Origin of the sequence: Halomonas citrativorans, assembly GCF_014898005.1 — a bacterium.
Lineage (GTDB): Bacteria > Pseudomonadota > Gammaproteobacteria > Pseudomonadales > Halomonadaceae > Vreelandella > Vreelandella citrativorans.
This window is the reverse complement of record NZ_JABUYX010000009.1, coordinates 52,331-76,954: the sequence shown is the minus strand read 5'-3', so window position 1 is coordinate 76,954 and position 24,624 is coordinate 52,331. Positions and strand designations below refer to the sequence as shown.

Here is a 24,624-nt window from a genome sequence, read left to right as displayed (position 1 = left end):
GATCGGCAAGCCAATTACGACTGCCGGAGAGTTCTCTTCAAATTTAAATATCCCCTCATTACTGTAATATCCCGGCTAATCCTTGGGTTCTACTTTACCAGGGCCCGTTGGCCTTCACTTGGGCAGCCATAACAAGCAGCAGGCCAAGGCCATCATGCCCTGTGCCTCAACCTGCTCACGAATAGGCTCGCTGGCGTGGGCCTCGCCACCCGTTATCCTGCGAGCTTGCCCCCCTACTGCCAAGTCCTCTTCGCCCCAACGTCAACACTTGCTAATTATCCCTTGCCCAGCCAATATCAAACCTCCATGCGTAGTGCAGGATAATAGGCAATGAGCTTGCTGACCCCGTTTGGGCACCTTAAGGATATTCCGCTTGATAACATCGAGCAGCTAAAGGAAATTCTCGTTCGTTCCGATAAGAGCCGGATGCTGGAAGGCCTGGTCATTGAATCAGTGTTTAACGAGTATCTCAGCAAGCTTACCGGGCAAGGGATTGACGTATTGCCGATCTCGCTGGTTCGCACACTCACGGTGAAAACCCAGCGCCATTCGACGCGGAAAACGTTTGTGAATGCCTGGTGGGTGTGGGACCACTCAGAAGAGTGTACGTCAGCAGCAGTGCTGCGCAGGCTTCTTGCGCCCAAAGGAAGTCATGACGGTTTTCTGTTTGATTGTTATTACAACGAGTCAGCCCGAGACTTCTTTATCAAGGAGTGGAACGGCGAAACGCATATTCCCATTCAGTCCTTTATGCTGAAGAACCGCCGACAAACAGTGCCTCAATTCAGGATTCCTGCGGCGTCAGTCATTGATGAACACCGCTCCCAACAAGCGTTCTGGGCGGGTATTTCCAGCCAATATAGCGATGATCTTTTCAAGCGAGTCGTGCTCCATCGCTTGTTCAAAAACTGTGCAATACAGCCTTTTTTCGATGGCGTGTGGGATATCGACAGCCTTGCACGGCTGCCGGATAACACTTTCATGCAACTGGAAGTTAAGCATAAGTTCCCGCGTGTTACTGGCCCTGACGAGAATCTCTCTTTTGGGATTAATAACGGCCAACTAATGGTCATGCTGGCACTGGCCCAAAGAGGTATCAAGACGCTGCACATGATTATGGTGAAGCCGATCTGGAACAAAAACCTAGGCACAGGCTACCTGCTCAACCGAATCGGGGATCGCAAGAACGTCGTACTATTGGCAAAGTTATTGGATGAAACGACCTTGCGCGAGATAATGAAAAGACGCTCATCGGCAACGGGGGCGGAACAATCCTTCACCGGAAAAGATGAGCAAAAAGCGCGCTACGTTACCCCTTCCGAGTTTCAGTTTCTGGGAACGCTTGACGATCCCGTCGAAGAAATTGCCAAAAACATTCATCTTGCTGCCACAGGCCATGTGGATCGCCCGGCCAGTGATCAGATGTTAAAGAACAGCCGTCTTCAGCAGTAAGGCCTCGCCAATACCGAATGATGGGTCTACAATCGTGGCAGATCGTCACACATTTGACCCAGAGAACTTCATGACTCTCCTTTTCGATATTGATAACGCTGCTGACTCAGACGCGGCTCCTCAACCAGCAGGTACTTCTCTATCGCCCTATGAGAGGCTTGATGACAGAGCTCTTTTGAACAAGCTGTTGGAAATTTACGATCAAAGAGCCATCGCAGAAGCACTTGCCGAGGTTGATAAGGGGAGCTGGTGCCGAGAAACCATTAATCGCTGGACCAAAGGAAAGGCTGAACCCAAAGTTACCCGTGCCGCCTACCAGCGCATGGTGTCCATGCTGCCAACGCCTAAACCCAATGATCTCAAGCCGTCTTTTCGGTTCATTGACCTGTTCGCCGGTATTGGGGGGATAAGAAAGGGGTTTGAAGCCATTGGCGGTGAATGTGTGTTTACGTCCGAGTGGAACAAGTACGCCGTACGCACTTATAAAGCGAATCATTTCTGCGATCCGCTGACGCATCGCTTCAACGAAGATATCCGCGAAGTGACGCTGAGCTCGAACCTCGAGATTAACGAAGATACCGCCTATAAACACATTGATCAGCAGATTCCTGATCATGACGTATTACTGGCAGGCTTTCCGTGCCAGCCGTTTTCTCTAGCAGGCGTTTCAAAAAAGAACTCTCTTGGCCGCAAACACGGGTTTGAGTGCGATGCCCAGGGGACACTGTTTTTTGACGTTGCGCGAATTCTGGCCGCCAAGCGGCCGGCGGCTTTTCTGCTTGAAAACGTCAAAAACCTCAAGAGCCACGACAAGGGTAAAACCTTCCGTGTGATCTGTGAGACACTGGATGAGCTGGGTTATGAAGTGGCGGATGTTAACGCTCCCAAAGGCCAGGATCCCAAGGTTATCGATGCCAAACACTTCCTTCCTCAGCATCGCGAGCGGATTGTGCTTGTGGGCTTTCGTCGAGACCTTGATGTTCATGATGGCTTCACTCTAAAAGACATCGTCAACATGTATCCGAAGGAGCGCCCCTCTTTTGGCGAACTCCTGGATAAGGACGTCGATGACAAGTACATCCTGACGCCTAAACTGTGGGAGTACCTTTACAAGTACGCGCAGAAGCACCGCGAAAAGGGTAACGGATTCGGCTTTGGCTTGACCCGCTCCCACGACGTGGCCCGCACCTTGTCAGCCCGTTATCACAAGGATGGCTCGGAGATTTTGGTAGACCGTGGATTCGATGACGCCCTGGATTTCTATAGTGAACACAACCTCACGCACCGGCCAAGAAGGCTGACGCCCCAAGAGTGCGCCCGATTAATGGGCTTTGATAAGCTGGGCGAGAGCAACTTCGTCATCCCGGTATCTGATACCCAAGCCTACCGGCAGTTTGGTAACTCGGTGGTTGTTCCGGTGTTTGAAGCCGTGGCAAAGCTAATGAAATCGCGCATTCTTGCTGCCCGAAAAATTGAGTCTATCAAGGCGAAAGAAGACCAAAAGCAGATGGAGATTCCCCTCGCGCAGTAACGGGTTTGCCAGGGTTTTGAACGCCAAGATATCAGGGGCCATAGACGTATGGAAAAGCTGTCCACTCACTTTACAGGCGTTGGCGTAAAGCTGCTGAGTGAGGTTGAGGTTAACCCCAAAAAGTCCAACCAGCATGAACTTCAAGGGGTTCAGAAGCTCCGGCAAATTCTCGGAAATGAGCGGCTCTATATTGAGAGCACATGTCTCTATATGGGTGATGATGACGCCGACAGGCTCTCTCAGAATGGGACGTTAACCTGGTACGATGCACGCGAGAATGACCCGGCGCGTAGTGCAGAGTTTCGTTTGTACTATAAAAGCAGCAATGAGCCCCTGAAGTCTGCGGCGGCGGGAGACACCCTGATTTATGCTCACCGGCCTGATGGTTCTCTGCTGCTGGTTATCGTTCCCCAGGAAAGTGAGCTTCGAACAGCGCTTCTCTGGCTGTTTGGTGTGTATGAGGAGCCTGGTACGACGCTTGAAATCGTCGACCCAACCCGCATCGAGGTTCCGGTTTCACTGTTCAACTATATTGCTGACGAAGTTGGGATAGCCGTCCCAAGAGCAGGTGCTGATGAGGATAGTTGGCTAGATCTACTGCTTGAAAGATTCGACCTAAAATTTCCCACCACTCGAAAACTGTCAGATCTGGCGCTTGAAACGCTGCAACATGATATTGATCCAGTCTCCGCGCCTGACGATACGTTGATGGCATTGATCGAGCGCGAAGAAATACTCTTTAAGCAGCTGGAGCGCCACATTGTCAGTGCACACCTGGTAGAGCATGCCAACGGCTGGTCTAACGATGTAGATGCTTTTATCAGCTTCTCTCTCAGTGTTCAGAACCGAAGAAAATCCAGAGCCGGGCACGCCTTGGAGAACCACTTGGAGTGGATATTTGGCAAGCACGGGTTACCGTTTGAGCGCGGCGCCAGAACCGAGAAACGCTCAAAGCCGGACTTCCTGTTTCCAAGCAGTGAAGCGTATCAACACGATGACTTTCCTTCTTCAAAACTTCATATGCTGGGCGTCAAAACCACCTGCAAGGACCGCTGGCGGCAGGTTCTGAATGAAGCGCAGCGTATTCCTTTAAAGCACTTGCTGACCCTTCAACCCGGCGTATCAGAGCATCAGCTTACGGAAATGAGGGATGCTGGCGTTCAACTGGTAATTCCATCGCCGCTGCAGCCGTTTTACGCTCAAGGCAGCGTCGAGACGCTATCCAGCTTCATCGAATTTATTCGCGGGCACCACCATGGCGGACATAGTTGATCGTTCCACCCGGTCAAAAATGATGGCTTCTATCAAGGGCAAAAATACTGTCCCGGAGCGGTTCGTTCAGGCGGAGCTAGAGAAACGACATATTTCTTTTGACGCCCACGCGAACCACTTGCCCGGTAAACCAGACCTTGTGATTCCTGTTTATCAGGTCGCTCTTTTTGTAAATGGCTGTTTCTGGCACCGTCATGAAGGCTGCTTCTATGCGACAACGCCCGCCAGCCAAAAGGAGTTCTGGCAGAACAAGCTCGCCGAGACCGTACGTAGAGACGCACGCAAACAGGCCGAACTAGAGACTCAAGGATGGCGCGTCATCGTTGTCTGGGAGTGTGGTGTTAAACACTGCCCGCAGGAATTCGAGGTCGTGATAGATGCTATCGAGGGTGAAATTGCCCTTTCAGAGTGGCCCGAAAAACCGCCACGTGTCAGGGACTAACGCACTAGCGACGCTATTATCACGAAGGGCCAAGTTCCCAATCGCGGCATTCTCTCTAAATACGTTAGCTTTTTAAAAACCAAAGAAGCTAATGGATGCAACAAATAGTACGGAAAACTATTTTCCTGGTGGCTTAACAATTATTGCAACCGTAGATGGTAAACACGCTTATTACTAATAACTAAAACTTAGAGCTTGGTCATATTGTTACGTCGACATCACTCAATATTCTGAATCTGCTCACGCATCTGCTCAATCAGCACTTTAAGTTCTACCGCGCAGCGAGTGCTTTCGGCCACAATGGATTTGGATGAAAGCGTGTTGGCTTCGCGGTTTAGCTCCTGCATCAGAAAATCCAGGCGGCGGCCTTTAGGGCCTGTTTGAGTGAGCTGGCGGCTGACTTCTTCGACATGGGCCGTGAGGCGGTCAAGCTCTTCGTCTACATCGGCTTTTTGGGCCACCAGCACCAGCTCAGCTTCCAGGCGCTGGGGGTCGAGTTCCGTTTTGGCTATCTCCAGACGCTCCAGTAGCTGGGCACGCTGGCGCTCTAATAGCTGGGGTAGCAGGGTTTTGACCATAGCGACCTGTTCGCTTACCGCGATAAGGCGTGTGCTGATCATTTCGGCGAGTTTGTCGCCTTCACGGGCTCGGGCATCGATGAGTTCCTCCAGCGCTTGCTCAAACAACATTTTGGCAGCGGCTTTGATGGCGGACTGATCCAGGTGTTGGGTTTCCATCACGCCAGGCTGGTTTAAAAGCTCAAGCGTGGTGGGCGGTACGGCGCTGGGCACGTGCTGCTGGATCGTCGTAAGCGCATCAGAAATCGAGGCCAGGCGTGCGGTATTTACCGTAGGGGCCTGTACGGCTTCTGAGCTTTCAAAGCGTATGCTGCACTCTACTTTGCCTCGTGCCAGGCGGGTTCGCAGGGTTTCACGGAGTATCGGCTCGAGATCGCGCAGGCTTTCGTGTAGGCGAAAATGCGGCTCCAGGTAACGCTGGTTCACCGAGCGAATTTCGACGTGCAGCGTGCCCCAGGAAGCAGCCTCCTCAATACGGGCAAAAGCGGTCATGCTGTGTACGCGACGTAAAGTGGCCATGATGATTATCCTTTGAGAACGCGTTTTCCTCAGTCTACCCGATAAGGGCAGGCTTGAACGTGAAGACGTGTACAATAGGAGGCTTTTCCTAGTTACGCGCTTATTGTGAAGTGCTTTTTGTGAGGTGCTATGCGTCCTGAAGTTGTTCGCCCCAGCGGTCGCGAGGCCAACCAGTTGCGTGAGATCCGCCTGACCCGCGACTATACCCGTCATGCGGAAGGCTCTGTACTGGTTGAGTTTGGCGATACCAAAGTGCTGTGTAATGCCAGCGTAGAAATGGGCGTACCGCGCTGGCTGCGCGGCAAAAACCAGGGCTGGATCACCGCGGAATACGGCATGCTGCCTCGTGCGACCCACTCACGCAGTGGGCGTGAGGCGACACGTGGCAAACAGGGTGGCCGCACGCTGGAAATTCAGCGCTTGATTGGCCGGAGCCTGCGGGCAGCGGTCGACCTGAAAAAGATGGGCGAATTCACGATCACCGTGGACTGCGATGTCATTCAGGCAGATGGCGGCACGCGTACGGCGTCAATTACGGGTGGCTGTGTCGCGCTGGTGGATGCCATTCGTTATCTGCAGCGTGAGAAGAAGATTAAAAGCGATCCTTTCAAACAGTTGGTTAGCGCGATTTCAGTGGGTATCTATAAAGGCACGCCGGTGCTGGACCTTGACTACCCCGAGGACAGCAAGGCCGATACCGATTTGAACGTGGTGATGACCGAAAGCGGCGAGCTGATTGAAGTACAGGGCACGGCTGAAGCAGGCGCGTTTAACCGCACGGAGCTAAACGCCATGCTGGACTTGGCCGAAAAGGCGGGCTCTGAGCTAATTGAGCATCAGAGTGAGGCGCTGGGTATTCGCGGTTAGGCCGTTTAATCGCCAACGCAATGAGCCGACCATGGTCGGCTCATTGGTTAACGACGACGCGGGAAAGATGCTTAAAGGGCGAGATCGTACTCGACAATTAGCGGGGCGTACTCGGAGAAAGTTGCCTCTTTATCGATCCATGCGTCGACCACGTGACGACGGAAGTTGGGACCGACTAACTGATAATCGATCCGCCAGCCTTCCTGACGGCTGCGTGGCACCTCCTGGTCAAGCTTCGGCCACCAGGTGTATTCACCAGCATCGCGATTGATTTCGCGGAAGGTGTCGATAAACCCTGTTGGGCCGAGCACCTGATCCATCCAAGCGCGCTCTTCGGGGCGGAAACCGGAGGTGAGCTGGTTATCCGACCAATTGGCCAAATCGACCGTTTTATGGGCCACATTCCAGGTACCACAGATGATGTATTCGCGACGTTTGCGCGACATCTTCGTCAGGTACTCCTGGTACTGCTCCATAAACGCCTGTTTGGCTTTCTGGTCGCTGCCATCAGGCATCAAAAAGGTGGCAATGCTGAAGCGGTCATAATCCGCCTGCAGAAAGCGCCCTTCATGATCGCACTGCGGAAAACCCAGGCCATACATGATCGCCTTGGGGATTTTGCGGCAGTAAAGCCCAACACCGGAGAACCCATCTTCTTCTGCATCCAGGAAATAGCCTTCATAGCCTTCCGGATAAAGAATATGGTCACCTAATTCAAAACTTTTTGCCTTGATGTTCTGCACGCAGACCACATCGGCGTCCTGCTGAGCCAGCCAGTCCAGGAAGCCACGGTCGACGGCATCACGTATACCATTAACATTGATGCTGGCAATTTTCATAAATCGTCCCTTTTGCGTCGCTGCTGTATGATACCCGACGTTTAGACGTTTGGGTAAAGAGACCAACCATTTCTTGCTATTTACCTGCGTTTTATTGTTGCCTTCAGGCTGACATGCACCCACCGCCTAATGAGGAACGCCGTGGCTACCACTCTACAATCCTATCAGCGCGAATTCATCGCCTTTGCCATTGAGCAGGGCGTTCTCAAGTTTGGTGAGTTTACGCTTAAATCTGGGCGAGTAAGCCCTTACTTTTTTAACGCTGGGCTATTCCAGACCGGCCGCGCGCTGGCCAAGTTAGGCCGTTTTTATGCTCAGGCCATTGTCGACAGCGGTTTGAAAGCCGATGTGCTGTTTGGCCCAGCGTACAAAGGCATTCCACTGGCGGCAGTGACCGCTGCGGCACTGGCGGATCATCATGACCAGGACATGCCCTACGCGTTTAATCGTAAGGAAGCCAAAACCCACGGCGAAGGCGGCAACATTGTGGGTGCGCCACTGGCGGGCGATATCCTGATCATTGATGATGTGATTACCGCCGGTACGGCCATCCGCGAAGTCATGAGCCTAATTGAGCAAAGCGGCTCCCGGGCAGGCGGCGTAATCATTGCCCTGGACCGTCAGGAGCGCGGCCAGGGCGAGCAGAGCGCCATCCAGGAAGTCCAGGCCGAGTATGGCATGCCAGTGGTGAGCATCGTCACGCTTGAGCAAGTGCTTACTTACCTTGAAGAGCATGCTGGTGGCGAAATGCTCGCCTATGCAGAAGCCGTGCGCGCTTATCGTGACCGCTATGGTATTGCCGCCTAGCTAAGTAGCAAGTGCGCCAGCAAAACCTTGCTGGCGCCACGCTTCATAGCTCACAATAGCCACCGCGTTGGAAAGGTTTAGGCTGCGATTATTGGGCTGCATGGGAATGCGTAGCTTTTGGGCGTCTGGCAGCGCCTGATGCACCTCGGCAGAGAGACCAGCCGTTTCAGAACCAAACAGCAGTACATCGCCAGCCGCAAAGTCTGCCTCGCTGTGGGGCCGTGTACCCTTGGTGGTAATCGCCCAGATACGTCGCCCCGGCATGGCGTTTTGAAACGCAGCAAAATCAGCATGACGCGTCACATTAGCCAGATCGCGGTAATCAAGCCCAGCACGGCGCAGCTTTTTTTCTTCAAGATCAAAGCCCAGCGGCTCGATTAAATGTAAACGACAGCCATTGTTGGCTACCAGGCGCATGATATTACCCGTATTGGGTGCCATACGCGGCTCAAACAGCGCTACTTCAAACATCACCACCTGCCTATCCATGTTATGCGCGTAGAAACGCCTGATTGTAGATGAAAAACCGCCAAGGATAACGTGCCTAATGACGCCCTCGCCCCCGCAATCCATTCTTAGCCGCATTAAAGGCCTTAACCCGCGCCAGCAGGAAGCCGTGCGCTACATTGATGGCCCCTGCCTGGTATTAGCGGGCGCGGGTTCCGGCAAAACCAGCGTTATCACCACCAAGATTGCGTATCTGGTTCAGGAATGTGGAATGAGTGCGCGCCGGATTGCGGCGGTCACGTTCACCAACAAAGCCGCCCGCGAGATGAAAGAGCGCGTAGGGCAAATGTTGAAAGGCAAGGAGGGTCATGGCCTTACCGTCTCCACCTTTCACACCCTGGGGCTTAATATTATTCGTGGCGAGCTGAAGACGCTGGGGTACAAGCCGGGGTTTTCGCTGTTCGACCCGGAAGATGCCAAGGCGCTGCTGCGTGACCTGATGAACAAGGACGCCCAGGTCGACGCCGAGCAGATCAATGCCGTGCAGAGCAAAATATCCACCTGGAAAAACGACCTGGTGCTGCCCAGCGACGCACTTTCCTTTGCCGCCGATGACGATGAACACTTTGCTGCTCGAGTCTATGAAGCCTATAACCGTCATCTAAAAGCCTACAACGCGGTAGATTTTGATGACCTGATCCTGCTGCCCGTCGTGCTCTTGAAAAACGACGCTGAGGCACTGGCGCGTTGGCGGCGCAAGATTCACTACATGCTGGTGGATGAGTACCAGGACACCAACGTGTCCCAGTATTTGCTGGTGAAGCTTTTGATGGCCGAGCGCTCGACCTTTACCGTGGTGGGCGACGATGATCAGTCAATCTACGCTTGGCGCGGTGCACGTCCCGAGAACCTGATCACGCTGGGCGAGGACTTTCCGCGCCTAAAGGTGATCAAGCTGGAGCAGAACTACCGTTCGACCGGGACAATTCTACGCGCGGCCAACACGCTGATTGCCAATAATCCGCACGTCTACGATAAAACCTTGTGGTCGGATATGGGCGACGGTGCACCGATTCGGGTGATTGTGAATCGCCATGAAGAAGCGGAGTCTGAACGCGTAGCCAGCGAAATGTTGACCCGGCGTATCAAGGAAAAGGCTGAATGGCGCGACTTTGCCGTCCTTTATCGCGGCAACTTTCAGGCACGGCTTTTAGAACTCAAGCTTCAGCATTACCAAATTCCCTACAAGCTGTCCGGCGGCACGTCGTTTTTCTCGCGTAATGAGATCAAGGACGCCATGGCCTACCTGCGCTTGCTGATTAATCCTGCCGACGATAACGCCTTTTTGCGAATAGTAAACGTACCGCGCCGTGAGATTGGCCCAGGCACGCTTGAGAAACTAGCTAACTATGCCACCGAGCGGACGATTTCCCTGTTTGCAGCGTGTCATGAAATGGGCCTGGAGCAGACGCTGCCCACCCGCGCTGTCGAGCGGTTAAGCCGGTTCACCCACTTTATTGACGGTGTGCGCAAGCGCATGGATCAGGGCGATGCAATTGCCGCCATCCGCGACATGCTGCGGGATATGGATTACGAGGCGTGGCTTTATCAGAACGCCAGTGCGCCGACTATTGCTGAACGGCGTATGGCTAACGTGTGGATACTGATCGACCAGTTGGAAAAGTCGCTTAACCGTGACCCGGAAGAGGATACCGCCTCAGAGGCGACCGAAACCGACAGTGTGGAGGCGGCGATTTCCCGGCTGGTGCTGCGCGATATCCTGGAACAGCAGGCCGAAGAGGATGACTCAGACCGCGTACAGCTGCTCACCATGCACGCATCAAAAGGGCTTGAGTTCCCGCATGTTTACCTACTGGGCCTTGAAGAGGATCTGCTGCCCCACCGCAATGCCATTGAAATGGGCACCGTGGAAGAGGAGCGCCGCTTGGCCTACGTGGGTATTACCCGGGCGCGGCGTACGCTCACGCTCACGCTTGCCCGCCAGCGCAAAGCCTACGGTGAGCTGATGGATTGCCAGCCCAGCCGTTTTCTGGATGAACTGCCCGGGGAAGACCTAGAGTGGGAAGGTCGGGCGGATAAAGAGGACCCGGACAAGAAGCAGGCGCGCGGCAAGGATGCAATTGCCGGGTTGCGCTCTCTGTTGGGGTAACGACCAGACCAAACTACCCACAGGTGAATCACCGAAACCGCTTGTGGATAGGTTATTCAACCTCTTCGATCATGTAATCGACCGCTGCCCTGATCTCATCATCGCTGAAATTAAACCGGCCGCCCTTGGGCGGCATCGCGCCAATCCCCTTAATGGCGTTGGCGTAAAGCGTGTCAGTGCCTTGAGCAAGCCGTGCGGTCCAGGCGGCGTTATCGCCCGTTGCCGGAGCGCCCGCAATGCCTGCCGCGTGGCAAGCGCCACAGCCTGCCCTGGCATACAGCGCTTCACCATCGTATTGGGCGGCGATATCTTCCGATTCAGGCTCCTCTGGCAAGGAAGCATCAGGTTCAGGCTGGGCCACCGCACGTTGGCATGTTTGCCCTTGCAGGCAGAGCTTGCCAACTGGCGCAAGGCGCTCGGCAAGCGCTGCATCCTCGGCCTCCGCATCAGCAAGCGCGGCGCTCGATAGCACTCCTAACGCAACTATCCCGCCCAGCATACATTTGAAATTCACCCTGCCCCCTTGGCATTTATCGCCATAATAGCGGCGTTTAATCCTGTATCGATAACCGTGTTCCAGGAAAATATACTAGGAGATAATATCTTTTTTTTCACAGATAGCCAGAGGGCGATAGGTGAGAGTCACCTATCGGGTGACGTAATAACAAAAGGGTCTAAACGGTGATTTAAAGGCCTACCTACGGTTAGAAGATCAGCTTAAAGACGCCCGTAAGAGTAAGAAGCCCCACGGCAAAAATAAAGATGATAATCCACAGCAAAATTTTCATAACGTTTCCTCCATGAATAAAAGAAGCATTCCTCAATACCACGCTCACAGTATAGAAGAAAAATTAAAAAAGCAGGCTTAATGTTACCTTTCGAACAGAGAAATTCTCGTGCTTCATCATGGGCTTGAAGCGGTAAGCTAGGCATTTTTCCAGGCAAGCAGGCGCTGCTCGGCATAACCGATGAACCCCGCCTGTTGATAAAGGCGCCAAGCGGGCGTATTGCGAGCATCGACGGTCAATATCATCTCGTTTGCCCCTTGGTTAATTGCCAGGTTAAAAGCCGCAGTTAACACGTTTCGACCGATGCCCTTACTGCGCCATTGCGCCGTGACGCCCATTAATAAAAGCTCCCAGCAGTGAGCCGACCGCGGCGCTAACAGCAACACGCCCACCTGCTCATCGCCCAGGTTAACGCTGTACCAGTGGTTCGGCGCCGTAGGTGCCTGGTCATAAAAACCGGCTAGCAGCGCTTCGCTGGAAAGTGATTCTCGCAGTGCTGGGCAGTCCAGCGAGCCTTGGCTAATGGAACCGATCAGGGCGGTTTGCGCGGCGGCGCTTAGCTCACTAAAAGGCGCTAGCCGAATTGGTGAATCCGTTGAAGGTACCGCCTCCGTGCCCGCCAGCGTAATGGACAAATAGTGTAGCTCAGCCAAGCGCACCATATTATGCGCAAGCAGCGTTGCCTCCCACGCATAGTGGCTGGGCGGCAAGACCACGTGGCAAAGCGTTATTTCCTGCGCGGTTACCCAATCATGAGCAGCGCTTAGTAAGGCTTGGCTTGCTGGATCATCCTGGCAAGGAAGCCATAGCTGTGCGGTGGCGTGAGCGAGCGGCTGCACCCACAGCGCACCGCTAATACGGCCGTGCTGCTGATAGACCCATAGCCCGTCCCAGGCTGCCTGCGAGGCTGATGTTAAGGCGGTGTGCAGCGTCGATTGCAAGGACGGCTCATGCACCGCCGCCAAGTGAAGCAGGGCTTCCCTACGCTGCGTTGAAGGGCAAATACTCACAAATGCACTATCGACCGTCGGCTTCATTAGTAATCAGGGCGCCACTGTGTTGCTTTCGTTGATGTTAATCCTGACTGACTCCCCCTAACGATGCTACCTTTTGTTACTTCTTACCGGGCCGTTGCTACAGGAGTGACTAACACCATGCGCATACTGCTGGTTGAGGACGACGCCAGCTTGTCTTCGGGCATTCGCCTGGCGCTCAAGCCGGAACACTATACGGTTGATCACCTGGATAACGGCAATAGCGCCCTTATGGCACTAAAAGAGGCTGAGCCGTTTGATGCTGTCATTCTCGATTTGGGCTTGCCGGGTTTGGATGGCCTCCACATTATCAAGACGGTACGCCGCCAAGGCAGCCAAATTCCGATATTGGTACTCACCGCCCGCGACGGTATCAATGACCGCATAGCGGGGCTGGATGCTGGGGCCGATGATTACCTGGTCAAGCCCTTTGAAGTGGAAGAGCTCAAGGCCCGTTTACGGGCACTGCTAAGGCGTAGCCAGGGGCAATTGGATAATTACCTGGAGTGTCGCGGTATCCGCCTGGAACCGCTTACCCTAAGCGTCAGCTATCAGGATAACGTCATTACCCTTTCACGGCGCGAATTTACCCTGTTGCAGGAATTTATGGGCCACCCGGGCAGGGTCTTTACCCGCGATACACTGACCAGCCTGATTTATGGCTGGGATGAGGATGTCGAGAGCAACGCCATTGAAGTTCATATTCATCATTTACGGCGCAAGCTGTTCCCTGAGGTGATTCGTACTGTACGCGGCATTGGCTATGTGATGGATAAAGCGCCGCCGGGAGGCGAACAGTGAACTCTATCCGCCGGCGAACCTTAGGGCTCACACTGCTGCTGTTTCTGCTCAGTATTATGGTCATTAGCGTGGTTAGCTACCGTTACGCCACGCACGAAATTCAGCAGTTGCACGATGCAAGCCTTGCCCGTCACGCGCATCTTTTGGGTGAGCTCATGCAGGCGCCTATTCCGCCCGCGTATCAGCAGGCACTTCTGCAAAGCGTAGAAAATACGCTGCAAACCAAGCAGCGCAATCCTGAGGCACTCGTCTTTCAACTGTGGGAAGGCGATAAACTACTGCTACGCTCAACCGATGCACCATTAGCGCCGCTTGCCGCATCGCAAAGTGGCTACACCCGGCAACAGTACCAGGGGCAAACGTGGCAAACCTATACGCTTTCGCTTGCCGAGGGACGCAGGGTCATTGTGGGTGAGCGTGACGATATCCGCTTACGTTTGGTCAGGCGGGTAGCGCTGCGTACGCTGCTGCCCGAATTTATGGGGTTAATCGTCTTAACGTCTTTATTGTGGTGGAGCATCGGCTGGGGGCTTTCACCGCTGTCGAGAATGGCAGAGCAAATCCGCAACCGAGACCCACATAATCTTCAACCCCTTAAGCTTGCGCCTCTGCCGTATGAGCTGGCGACGATTTCCGGTGCACTCAATCGCCTGTTGATGCGCATCCAGCGTTTACGCGAGCGCGAAAAACGTTTTATCGCCGATGCCGCCCATGAACTGCGTACGCCGCTTGCCGTACTCGACCTTCATGCCCAAAACGCCTTGGCCGCAGAAAGCCCACAGGACCGTGAGGAGTCGCTTCATTATTTGCGCCAAGGCGTTGCCCGTTCGACACATTTGGTCAGCCAGCTGTTAACGCTGGCAAGGCTTGACCCGGATGAAACAAGCCTGCCATTACGCCCTGTTGATGCGCTGTTTGAGGTACGTGACGCGCTGGCCAAGCTACTTCCCCTCGCCCAGCAACAGCAGCAAACGCTGCAGCTAGAGGCCGATGAACAAGGCCAGTGGGCGTTAAACGAAGTCCCTGGCACCTTGGGAGCACTCGTACAAAACCTGGTGGGCAACGCCATTCAGCACTCTCCCCCTCAAGGAACTATCCACGTGCAGCTTAAGGCGGAATTGAGCGCCATTATTTTAGTAGTGGATGACCAGGGCCCGGGGATTCCTTTATCAGCTCGCAAGGCCGTTACAGAGCGCTTTCACCGCGCAGGCCCCGGCGCCGGGTCAGGATTGGGATTATCCATTGTGGAACGGATAGTGGCGCAGCATGCGGGCAGCCTGGTATTTGATGATGCGCCAGGGGGCGGTTTGCGCGTACAGGTCACGCTTAATCGCCACAGCGGCCAAGGCTAGTTTTCAAGCCTTAAGGTTCCGATAAGAATTAACTGTGACTCTGAGGGTACCAGGCTGATTGGCAGTAAGCCGTTGGCCAAATAAAAATGGAGGTTCCCTGATGAATCAAGTGGCTTTTGCACCTAAAACGTTAATTAAATTCAGCGCCGCTCCCCGCCTTAAGTCGCCGAGTGCCAAGCGGTTAACGACTGAAAGTTCAGCGCTGGATGTACTTACCGACTTTCAAACGCTGAAACCTCATTCAGTCGCCGCCGACACGCCTGTTGATGAGGCACATCTCAAAATGCGTTATAGCGGTGTGCGGCTTCTGTTTGTAACCGACAAAAATGAGCACTGCATCGGTATTCTTACCGCCAAAGAGTTGATCGGCACACGCCGTATTAACCTGGCCATGCAGCAGCGCAATCTTGACCGCGACGAAATAACCGCGGATATGATCATGACCTCTTGGGATAAACTCAGTGCGATGACGCTGGAACAGCTCTCGGCGCTGACGATTGAAGACCTTGTCCTGGTCATGGAAGACGTGACTGAACAGCACCTGTTGATCACTCAGTACGACGACCATAACGCACTGACCATTCGTGGCTTAATATCAGCCACCGATATTCAAAACACTGTGGGTAAGCAAGTCAGTACAGTGGTTCCCGTCGCGAGCAGCTTTGCCGATATTTGCCAAGTGATTACCGGTCACGACCTGTAAGTTTAAAAGTATCCGTTAGCTGTTGTTAAACGTATTTATCATCTAAAACGCCCCTTACCAAAAACGGTAAGAGGCGTTTTTTAGTGTTCTATCAATAACGTGTTAATCCCTAAAGATTAACACCTAACCACTAGAACATGGAGGCGTTGATAAATAAGTGTGTCGCTACACTCGCGGCATAACCCAGAAAAATAGCCGGCACCCAGCGCAAGTGAACCATAAAGGTATAAATACCCCGTGCCTGGCCCATCAAGGCAACGCCAGCCGCTGACCCCATGGCGAGCAGGCTTCCCCCAACACCAGCGGTAAGCGTAATCAGCAGCCAGTTGCCTTCAGACATATCGGGCGCCATGGAAAGCACGGCAAACATGACTGGAATGTTATCCACCACGGCTGAAATCAGCCCTAACACAACGTTAGCCCAGATGGGATTCCAACTGCCATAGAGCGTTTCAGACAGCAGGCTTAAATACCCCATAAAGCCAAGCCCGCCCACACACAGTACGACGCCGTAGAAGAACAGCAGCGTATCCCACTCAGAACGTGCGATACGGCTAAAGATATCAAACGGCACCACGCTGCCTAATTGCTCCAGCTTCTTCCAGTCGCCGCGGCGTGAATAACGTACCCGTTTACGCTCTAACGAGCGCGGCAGGCTGCGCCGCAGGTAGTATCCAAAGAACTGCAGTAGTCCTAAACCAAACATCATGCCCATTGCAGGCGGCAGGTGCAGAACCGAGTGGCAGAGTACGGAGATGGCAACGGTCAGCAAAAACAGCGCAATGATCCGGCGTGCGCCCCGCTTGAGCCAGACGTTTTCAGTAAGCGCTGCCGGTTGGCGGTTAACAATAAAGAAGTTCATGATGACCGCAGGCACCATAAAGTTAACGATAGCGGGTAATAACAGTACAAAGAAGCCGCTAAACGGCACTTGTCCTGCCTGCCAAACCATCAGCGTAGTGATATCCCCAAAGGGGCTAAATGCGCCGCCAGCATTGGAAGCCACCACCACGTTGACGCAGCATAGGCTAATAAACTTGTTATCACCTTCAGCCACTTTCAGGATTACCGCGCACATCAGCATAGCCGTGGTCATGTTATTGGCTATCGCAGAAATACCAAATGCGAGAAAACCGGTAATCCAAAAAAGGCTGCGGTAGCTAAACCCTTTACGCACCAACCAGGCACGCAATGCGTCAAATATACGCCGCTCTTCCATGGCGTTGATATAGGTCATCGCCACCAGCAAAAACAGCAATAGTTCGGTGTATTCGAGCAACGTTTCCCGAAAAGCGATTTCTGCCTCTTCAGGCATACCGGCCTGCACATACACCCATGCCACAATGGCCCAAATAAGCCCCGCCGCTACCAGAACTGGCTTGGATTTACGCATGTGGAGAAGCTCTTCAGACATTACCAGAGCATAGGCAAGTACAAAGATACCCACACACGTAATACCGGCAAGAGAGAGCGTTAAATTCAGTGGGCCAGCAGCGGCATAAGAGAGGGAAGGAAAGACAACAGCACAGAGAGCAATCAACAACCAAGCGACCCGGCGAGCTGAGAGCCGAGGTGCAAGGACGTTTTGTGGTTTCATGACAGCGTGATCCTGACAGATGTGGGGGGAGAGCGTGGCACCATGATAAGCACGCTAATAAACTGCTGCAACGCAGCGCCGACTCACAAGGTGCGCCTAATTGTCGCACCTTGTAACGCTGTTTTATAGTGTCCGAACAACTTATTACATTTGCTCATTCAATGGGCCATACGCTTCTTTTTTCAGGACAGCAGATCACAGGAATAATGGCTGTTAAAAAATCAGATCGTCGTTCAGCCGCTATAACAATGCTGGTATTACTTAAGACAGGATGCCAGTGTGTGTAACGCCACCGTATTTTTATTTCTAGTTGTATCAATCGTTAGTATCGTTAATAAACACGCTCTCACTAACGCGATAGTACGCTGGATAAGTCCCCCATGTACTCAAAGAGCAAATACCCTCCTGTAAAAGACCATCAAACAAAAAAGGAGCCCGCTGATGGATGCATATTTAGACAATATCCATGACATCTTGCAAAAGCTTAAGGATTACCTTGAGGGGAATGAAGATGAAGTGATCGCAACGCTGCAGAGCGTAGCACGTGGTGACTTAGACATGCCCGAAACCATCACTCCCAAGGAAGAGGAGCTCTTTCGGGCGCTTTGCGGCTGGATGGTAGCAAAGAGGCCAACACAGATCCTGGCGATACTTCAGCCACTATTGGCTGATCCTAACCTTTTAAGTAGAGGCATTACGCTTAATGATATTGAAAGCGTAATGCCTAAAGGACTGCCACCTAAAGATATTATCGACACAATTAAAACAAATAGGCGAGACTTAATCCGACAAGCACTCCTCCTAGTAAGCTATATTTTCTACGACGATCTCCACTACCCACAGCCTGAAACCAGCGTTTATGATATTTCAGAAAACTCCTTCCAAAAGCTCAAATGGCTTTACCGCTACTGGTTCAATCAACTTGAAGTGGCTGAAAAAGGGGCAGGACTAGAAGACTTCTTGGCGTCACGGGTACTGGATTTCCGGATTGTCGATCACCCTAATAATTATCCTGTTTCGACAACTTCTATTTCATGCGCGGGGGATCTGCTTGCCGTCGATGTTCTAACACCAGACAACACACCTCACCTGTTTGATGAAATCACCGATTTCTACAGCACCACCGATATTGTCAGCGCTAACCTGGAATCCACCGTTGACAAGAACAGTCTCGTGGGGCGCACCCAAGCATCGGGACAACCGGCGCGTATGAATACCTCTGAGGCAATGTTCCAGAAGTTTCGCAACGAAGCAAAAATCAACTATTTCAGCACGGCGACCAACCATGCCATGGACTGGGGCGAACAGGGTGTACTTGCCACCCTCGATGTGCTCAAAAAATCAGGCGCCTACTATTCTGGCACTGCCGCAAGCCAGGCTGAACAGGATGATGTCGTCGTCGTCGATAAAAACGGCATTAAGGTTGCTTTGCTGGCGTTTACCTTCGACCTTAATGGCTACAAGATTCCCGCTGACAAGCCGTACCTTGCCAACGAGGTGCGCTTCAACGATGCTGATCCAGCCCCTGATTACTCACTGATTAAGAAGCAGGTGGCGGCAGCAAAAGCCAGAGGTGCAGAGTGGATCATCGCCTACTGCCACTGGGGGTGGGAATTTGAGATGTACCCGCATGTGAATATCAGAGAAGCCGCCCACAAGGTGATTGACTGCGGTGTTGACACGATTCTTGGCAACCATGCCCATGTCAGCCAACCGGCGGAAGCTATCCCCCGCCCAGGCAAGCAGGATGCACTGGTGGTTTACGCGTTCGGTGACTTCGTCAGCTATCACCCGGAAAGCCGCAATTCAAAGCTTGCCTATATTGTTAAATTCGACATTGTGAAGGTCTACGATGCTATAGAATTGGCTAACCTTCAGGCCCTACCCATTTATATTGTCAATGAGAAGCTGGGTGGTACTCGCTACGACTGCCGTATCGTCAAATTCCATGACGTTTTGAAAAACCCGGATGAGTACGGTCTAACCGAGCTGGAGAAAAGTCAGCTGCCGCATTTGGAAGAAAAAGTGTGGCACGCGGTACTCTCGCCACTTGCGAGGCTCGGTACACGTTAGAAGCGAACGAAAACGTAGAGTAATAGGCGGATCACACTGAACGTCATGCTAACCAGCGAACCATTCTCACCCCTAAAGGTTGGACACTTCATCCAACCTTTAGGGTATTGCCGTAAGAGCATTCAACGAACCGCTTGATACCAGACGGCAGTGGTCTACTCCACAGTCACGCTTTTCGCCAGGTTACGCGGCTGATCGACATCGGTACCTTTAAGCACTGCGACGTGGTAGCTCAAAAGCTGGAGAGGAAGCGTATATAAAAGCGGTGCCAAGGCTTCGTGAATATGCGGCAGCTCAATGACTCGGATATTGTCATGCGGCTTGATACCCACGTTCTCATCGGCAAATACAAACAGCTGGCCGCCCCTGGCACGGACTTCCTGCAGGTTGGATTTTAGCTTTTCCAACAGGTCGTCATTGGGTGCGACGGATATCACCGGCATCTCGCTATCTACCAGCGCCAGCGGGCCGTGTTTAAGCTCACCGGCTGGGTACGCTTCTGCGTGAATATAGGAGATTTCCTTAAGCTTAAGCGCGCCTTCCAGTGCAATCGGGTAGTGCGCACCACGGCCCAGGAACAGCGCATGGTGCTTTTCAGCAAACGCCTGGGAGAGCTGCTCAACCTGGCTGTCCAGGGCCAGTACTTGTTGGCAAATATCAGCAAGCGAATGCAGCGCCTTCACAATACCTGCATGCTCTTCCTGCCCCTTCGCTTTGCTCATCGCAAGCGTTAGAAGCAATAGTGCCACCAACTGAGTGGTAAACGCTTTTGTGGAGGCAACGCCAATTTCCGGGCCTGCACGGGTCATCAGGGTCATATCTGATTCACGCACCAGGGAGCTTCCCGGTACGTTGCAAATAGCCAGCGAGCCGACATAGTTCAGAGTCTTGGCAAAACGTAGTGCCGCCAGCGTGTCAGCGGTTTCACCCGACTGGGAGAGCGTTACGAACAGCGTATCGGAAGGTACGACCGGGTGGCGATAACGATACTCGGAGGCCACCTCAACCTGTACCGGCACGCCTGCATAACGTTCGAGCCAGTAGCGGGCCACCATCGCCGCGTGATAACTGGTGCCACAGGCAATGATATGGACCTGGCGGGTTTTCTGGAATAGTGCCTGAGCATCGGGGCCAAAGCTCTCGACCAACACACTGTCCGCGCTCAAACGCCCTTCCAGGGCCGCCTCAATCACGGTGGGCTGCTCGAAGATTTCTTTAAGCATGTAGTGGCGATAGTTGCCTTTGCTGGCAACACCATCGCCATGCTCAAAAACGTGTACCGACCGTGTTACTGAGCTGCCATCTTTATCGACAATCCGGATAGTCCCCTTTTCGCTTAACTCGACCACATCGCCTTCTTCCAGATAAATAAAGCGATCCGTTACTTGTAGCAAGGCAAGCGGGTCTGAGGCTAAAAACGCTTCCCCCATACCCACACCTACCACCAGCGGGCTTCCCTGACGTGCACCTACTACTATGCCCGGCTCCTTGACACTCATAACGCCCAGCGCATACGCCCCGCCCAGACCATTCACAATTTGCTGGGTTGCCTCAAACAAGCTGAGACCACTCTGCAACTTGTCCGCTAGCAAATGCGTAATGACTTCGGTGTCGGTTTCCGAGCTAAACGTATAGCCACTTGCCTGCAGCGTCTCTTTTATATATTCGTAGTTTTCAATAATGCCGTTATGCACCACGCTGACGTAGTCACCGCTATGGTGCGGGTGGGCATTGGCTTTTGAAGGCTTTCCGTGAGTTGCCCAGCGCGTGTGAGCAATCCCTGACGCTCCCGGCAGCGGTGCACTATTCAGCTCGTTCTCAAGGGCTACGACCTTACCCACTGCGCGATGACGAGTAAGCTGGTTATGATCGTTCAACACCGTCATGCCCGCTGAATCGTAACCGCGATACTCCAAGCGCTTAAGCCCTTCCAACAGTATGTCTTGCACGTTACGTTGCGCTACAGCAGCGACGATGCCACACATAAACCGTTCTCCCAGGATAAATTAAAGTAGCGATGTACCACGCGTTTACTTGCCAGCTTTAGTAGGACGCACCCAATCGGCCTTTTCCAGCTGCTTGCCTCGCGTCACCGCTAAGGCCCGCTCACGGACATCTTTTGCTATGGTGGATCCAGCGCCTATGGTTGCACCTGCCCCCACACTAACCGGGGCTACCAGTGCGCTGTTAGAGCCAATAAAGGCATGATCGCCGATCTCAGTGTGATGCTTGTTAACGCCGTCATAGTTGCACGTAATTGTGCCCGCACCAATATTAACGTTACGCCCCAAGCGGGCATCGCCAACATAGCTTAAGTGGTTAATTTTGCTACCCTCGCCTACCTCGGCGTTTTTGGTTTCTACAAAATTGCCCACCTTGGCATTAACCGCCATGCGCGTACCGGGGCGCAGACGCGCATAAGGCCCCACCTGGTTATGGCCAGCCATCTTCGTTTGGTCAATAACAGTGTGGCTATCAATGCTACTTTCAGCACCGATGGCGCTGTTTTTGATCACGCAGTAAGGCCCTACACTAACGCCATCACCCAGCGTCACGTCACCTTCAAAAATGCAGCCCACGTCAATAAACACGTCGTGACCACAGGAGAGGCTTCCGCGCACGTCGATCCTTGTAGGATCAGCCAGTGCCACGCCCTGCTCCATTAACAGGTCCGCTTGGCGCGCTTGGTAAACGCGTTCTAACCGCGCCATTTGGGCACGATTATTAACCCCTTCTACTTCAACGGCGTGAGCTGGCTGCTCGGTGCAAACTTTAACCCCCTCTTTAGCCGCCATTTCGATCACATCGGTCAGGTAGTATTCACCCTGAGCATTGTCATCGGAAAGCTTAGGCAACCAACGCGCCAACTGGGCACTGGTCATCGCCATGATGCCGGTGTTGCATTCGGTGATGGCACGCTCGGCGTCATTGGCATCTTTTTGCTCTACAATCGCCACCGCATCGCCCGCCGCATTGCGCACAATACGGCCATAGCCAGTGGGGTCGTCCAGCGTAACCGTCAGCAATCCCATCTGTTGTTCGTTCACATGGGCCAACAGCGCTGTCAGCGTTTCACTTTGAATGAGCGGTACGTCGCCATACAGTATCAAAACAATGCCGTCACCCAGTTCATTCAATGCTTGAGCGGCGGCATGCCCCGTGCCTTTCTGCTCTTCTTGCACGGCAAACGTGACGTTTTCATCCGCCAATGCGTGACGCAGCTGCTCAGCGCCGTGACCAATGACGACCTGCGTGCGTGCAGGGCTTAGGCTCGCCGCGGTTTCCAGCACGTGCGACACCATGGGTTTTCCCGCCAAGGAGTGAAGCACCTTCGGCATGTGTGAGCGCATCCGCGTGCCTTTACCCGCTGCGAGAATCACTACATCTAGCGCTTTTTGCATTCTCATTACCCTTCTTCTGCGTGACGCACGTTAGGAGACGCCCACTGACCAATACCGCTTTCATTGATGAGTTCTTCGCCAAACTCATCAACAAAAGCAGGGCTTGCAATACTCTGCCACTGGTCGCCATCGCGGATCAGCATTAATACACTCAGATTCTGCGCAACGGCCACTTCCATACCGGTATCGCTGTCTTCTACCAATAACGCGGTGGCCCAGGCATCGGCCCAGGCGTTGGATGGATGGAAAACCGATACCGATGCAAGATTATGCGAGACAGGCCGCCCGGTACGTGGATCAATGGTATGTGAAAAGCGCTGCCCATCAGCCTCAAAGTAATTGCGATAATCCCCAGAGGTCGCTACCGACATATCGTGAAGAGGCACAATATGCTGTGCTTGTGGCGCGCTGCTTTGCGGCGTTTCAATGCCTACGCGCCAAGGCGTCTCTTGATCATCACGATAGCCGTGCGCCAGCATATCTCCCCCCAGGTTGATTAAATAACCCTGAATCCCTTGCTGGTTTAGGTACGCTGCCACGCGGTCGGTTGCATGTCCCTTGGCGACACCGGAAAGATCCACATAAACGTCACGCTCACGGCGCGCCTGCATGGCCTGAGTATCGATCGCTACAGCATCAAAGCCCACTTCGGCCAAGCGCTCGGCCAACTGGTGCTCCGAAGGGGCTTCTTGCGGGCGAGCCTCAGGACCAAAACTCCATAAATTGACCAGACCACCAACGGTCGTATCAAACGCGCCGTTACTTTGTTCAGACACCGAGCGGCTTATCGCCAGTACTTCAATTAGCTCGTTGGAAAGTGGCTGCCACTCATTCAGCGGCGCCTGGTTAAACAGGCTTAGTTCAGAGTCATCTTTATACGTCGACATGGACACATCGACACGTTCAAGCTCTTCCAAAAAACCGGCTTCCAGATGGCTGGCTTGCTCCTGGGTTAGCGGGTCACTAATGGTTACCTGATAAAACGTGCCAAAGATGCCGCCCTCTAAACGGACAGGCGACTCCAAAGGACGATCTTTTTCCGAACAGCCAACCAACAGTAACAGCGACATAATACATACCGCTTTTACTGTTAACCGTGTTGATTCAGGCATAAATAGGGTCATGAGCTTACTCTACATGTAAAAAAACCAGAGGAGCCACGCACCGAACAGTACGCGATAAACAACAAAAGGCTGCATCCCCATTTTTTTAATAATAACGAGGAAATAGTGAATACACAGGTACGCAATAACACCGGACAATAGCGTTCCGGCCGCCATGGATAGCCAATCGACTGACTGGGGCTGATGTAAAAGTTCAACGGCTTCTAACCCACCGGCTAATACGATTACCGGGATGGAAAGTAAAAAGGAGAACCGCGCAGCCCCTTCACGACTCATACCTACCAGAAGGGCGGCGGTGATGGTAATCCCTGAACGTGATGTGCCCGGAATGAGCGCCAACGCTTGGGCGCCGCCAATGATCAGCACATCTTTTAGCTGCATTTGGTATTCACTGCGGGTACCGCGTTTTTTCCAGTCGGCGTACCCCAGTAACAGGCCAAAGCCAATCAGGCTGAGCGCGATGATAACCGTGGAGCGCATATACACCGAGATAACATCACGAAGCAGAAAACCGATGATACACACAGGCAGCGTGGCAAGCGTGACCCAGATCGCGAGCTTGGCATCTTTATTGATCCCCCGGCCACGCAGCGCTGCCAGGCTGCTCGCTATCATTTGCCAAATTTCATGCCGGAAATAGACCACTACTGCGCTTAAACTGCCCAAGTGGAGCGCGACATCAAAAGCAAGCCCTTGGTCCTCCCAAGAGGTTAATACGGGTACTAAAATCAAGTGCGCCGAGCTTGAGACAGGTAAAAATTCCGTTATCCCTTGCACAGCGGCAAGTACCACTATTTGGAGCCACTCCATGGGTCATCCTATACATC

General features: G+C 53.1%; 21 protein-coding genes and 1 pseudogene. 12 read left to right on the top strand and 10 right to left on the bottom strand.

Annotated features, from left to right (window positions below; genetic code table 11):
• Window positions 1–330: 330 nt before the first annotated feature.
• The 4 genes from INT20_RS10765 to INT20_RS10750 all read left to right on the top strand — a co-directional run bounded on the left by INT20_RS10765 (window position 331) and on the right by INT20_RS10750 (window position 4,697).
• On the top strand, window positions 331–1,452 hold the full coding sequence (locus INT20_RS10765) for a hypothetical protein (RefSeq protein ID WP_193056930.1): 1,122 nt from the start codon (window positions 331–333) through the stop codon (window positions 1,450–1,452).
• A 70-nt stretch (window positions 1,453–1,522) separates the two neighbouring features.
• Window positions 1,523–2,983, top strand: coding sequence for a DNA (cytosine-5-)-methyltransferase (gene dcm / locus INT20_RS10760; protein ID WP_193056929.1), 1,461 nt, complete (start codon window positions 1,523–1,525; stop codon window positions 2,981–2,983).
• Window positions 2,984–3,031: 48 nt separating this feature from the next.
• Window positions 3,032–4,255: a type II restriction endonuclease gene (locus INT20_RS18295; protein WP_287078148.1), complete on the top strand. Its 1,224-nt coding sequence runs from the start codon at window positions 3,032–3,034 to the stop codon at window positions 4,253–4,255.
• Entirely contained in the window at window positions 4,239–4,697 is a 459-nt protein-coding gene (locus INT20_RS10750) for a very short patch repair endonuclease (protein WP_193056928.1), read from the top strand. Before INT20_RS18295 ends, INT20_RS10750 begins: the two co-directional genes overlap by 17 nt.
• Before the next feature lie 218 nt (window positions 4,698–4,915).
• On the opposite strand, the gene INT20_RS10745 is transcribed toward INT20_RS10750, so the two are convergent.
• Window positions 4,916–5,794, bottom strand: a complete 879-nt coding sequence (locus tag INT20_RS10745; RefSeq protein ID WP_193056927.1) for a YicC/YloC family endoribonuclease — start codon at window positions 5,792–5,794, stop codon at window positions 4,916–4,918.
• 129 nt (window positions 5,795–5,923) lie between these two features.
• Between INT20_RS10745 and rph the strand changes: the two genes are divergently transcribed.
• A complete protein-coding gene (gene rph / locus INT20_RS10740) occupies window positions 5,924–6,661 on the top strand; it encodes a ribonuclease PH (RefSeq protein WP_193056926.1) in 738 nt (245 codons plus the stop codon).
• Window positions 6,662–6,732: 71 nt separating this feature from the next.
• Here rph and INT20_RS10735 read toward each other — a convergent pair whose 3' ends face one another.
• Complete coding sequence (locus INT20_RS10735; RefSeq protein ID WP_172118705.1) at window positions 6,733–7,500, bottom strand: exodeoxyribonuclease III; 768 nt, start codon at window positions 7,498–7,500, stop codon at window positions 6,733–6,735.
• A 141-nt stretch (window positions 7,501–7,641) separates the two neighbouring features.
• Here INT20_RS10735 and pyrE point away from each other — a divergent pair, with 141 nt between their 5' ends.
• Window positions 7,642–8,307: an orotate phosphoribosyltransferase gene (pyrE, locus tag INT20_RS10730; RefSeq protein ID WP_193056925.1), complete on the top strand. Its 666-nt coding sequence runs from the start codon at window positions 7,642–7,644 to the stop codon at window positions 8,305–8,307.
• On the opposite strand, the gene INT20_RS10725 is transcribed toward pyrE, so the two are convergent.
• Window positions 8,308–8,778: a tRNA (cytidine(34)-2'-O)-methyltransferase gene (locus INT20_RS10725; RefSeq protein ID WP_193056952.1), complete on the bottom strand. Its 471-nt coding sequence runs from the start codon at window positions 8,776–8,778 to the stop codon at window positions 8,308–8,310. It lies immediately after the preceding gene.
• A 76-nt stretch (window positions 8,779–8,854) separates the two neighbouring features.
• On the opposite strand from INT20_RS10725, the gene rep reads away from it, so the two are divergent.
• On the top strand, window positions 8,855–10,924 hold the full coding sequence (rep, locus tag INT20_RS10720; protein ID WP_087110229.1) for a DNA helicase Rep: 2,070 nt from the start codon (window positions 8,855–8,857) through the stop codon (window positions 10,922–10,924).
• 52 nt (window positions 10,925–10,976) lie between these two features.
• Here the strand turns inward: rep and INT20_RS10715 are convergent, their stop codons facing one another.
• Entirely contained in the window at window positions 10,977–11,438 is a 462-nt protein-coding gene (locus tag INT20_RS10715; RefSeq protein ID WP_193056924.1) for a c-type cytochrome, read from the bottom strand.
• Window positions 11,439–11,849: 411 nt separating this feature from the next.
• Window positions 11,850–12,749, bottom strand: a complete 900-nt coding sequence (locus tag INT20_RS10710; protein ID WP_193056923.1) for a GNAT family N-acetyltransferase — start codon at window positions 12,747–12,749, stop codon at window positions 11,850–11,852.
• Window positions 12,750–12,866: 117 nt separating this feature from the next.
• Between INT20_RS10710 and INT20_RS10705 the strand changes: the two genes are divergently transcribed.
• The 4 genes and pseudogenes from INT20_RS10705 (at window position 12,867) to INT20_RS10695 (ending at window position 15,602) form a co-directional block, all read left to right on the top strand.
• A complete protein-coding gene (locus tag INT20_RS10705) occupies window positions 12,867–13,547 on the top strand; it encodes a response regulator (RefSeq protein ID WP_193056922.1) in 681 nt (226 codons plus the stop codon).
• Window positions 13,548–13,603: 56 nt separating this feature from the next.
• Window positions 13,604–14,359: pseudogene (locus tag INT20_RS18380) on the top strand (sensor histidine kinase N-terminal domain-containing protein); the annotation flags it as partial.
• 24 nt (window positions 14,360–14,383) lie between these two features.
• Entirely contained in the window at window positions 14,384–14,899 is a 516-nt protein-coding gene (locus INT20_RS18375) for a sensor histidine kinase (protein ID WP_406565436.1), read from the top strand.
• A 100-nt stretch (window positions 14,900–14,999) separates the two neighbouring features.
• Window positions 15,000–15,602 (top strand): CBS domain-containing protein, encoded by a 603-nt coding sequence (locus INT20_RS10695; protein WP_087110219.1) that lies wholly within the window; start codon window positions 15,000–15,002, stop codon window positions 15,600–15,602.
• Window positions 15,603–15,732: 130 nt separating this feature from the next.
• Here INT20_RS10695 and nhaD read toward each other — a convergent pair whose 3' ends face one another.
• Window positions 15,733–17,199 carry a sodium:proton antiporter NhaD gene (gene nhaD, locus INT20_RS10690; protein WP_172118710.1) on the bottom strand — a complete coding sequence of 489 codons (1,467 nt, stop codon included), beginning with the start codon at window positions 17,197–17,199 and terminating at the stop codon, window positions 15,733–15,735.
• Window positions 17,200–17,640: 441 nt separating this feature from the next.
• Between nhaD and INT20_RS10685 the strand changes: the two genes are divergently transcribed.
• Window positions 17,641–19,272, top strand: coding sequence for a CapA family protein (locus INT20_RS10685; protein ID WP_193056921.1), 1,632 nt, complete (start codon window positions 17,641–17,643; stop codon window positions 19,270–19,272).
• Between the two features lie 155 nt (window positions 19,273–19,427).
• Here INT20_RS10685 and glmS read toward each other — a convergent pair whose 3' ends face one another.
• The 4 genes from glmS to INT20_RS10665 are packed head-to-tail and all read right to left on the bottom strand — an operon-like array spanning window position 19,428 to window position 24,607.
• On the bottom strand, window positions 19,428–21,257 hold the full coding sequence (gene glmS / locus INT20_RS10680) for a glutamine--fructose-6-phosphate transaminase (isomerizing) (RefSeq protein WP_193056920.1): 1,830 nt from the start codon (window positions 21,255–21,257) through the stop codon (window positions 19,428–19,430).
• Between the two features lie 45 nt (window positions 21,258–21,302).
• Window positions 21,303–22,673: a bifunctional UDP-N-acetylglucosamine diphosphorylase/glucosamine-1-phosphate N-acetyltransferase GlmU gene (glmU, locus tag INT20_RS10675; RefSeq protein WP_193056919.1), complete on the bottom strand. Its 1,371-nt coding sequence runs from the start codon at window positions 22,671–22,673 to the stop codon at window positions 21,303–21,305.
• A 5-nt stretch (window positions 22,674–22,678) separates the two neighbouring features.
• On the bottom strand, window positions 22,679–23,797 hold the full coding sequence (locus INT20_RS10670; RefSeq protein ID WP_226912127.1) for an FAD:protein FMN transferase: 1,119 nt from the start codon (window positions 23,795–23,797) through the stop codon (window positions 22,679–22,681).
• A 9-nt stretch (window positions 23,798–23,806) separates the two neighbouring features.
• Window positions 23,807–24,607 carry an undecaprenyl-diphosphate phosphatase gene (locus INT20_RS10665; RefSeq protein WP_193056918.1) on the bottom strand — a complete coding sequence of 267 codons (801 nt, stop codon included), beginning with the start codon at window positions 24,605–24,607 and terminating at the stop codon, window positions 23,807–23,809.
• Between the last annotated feature and the right edge of the window lie 17 nt (window positions 24,608–24,624).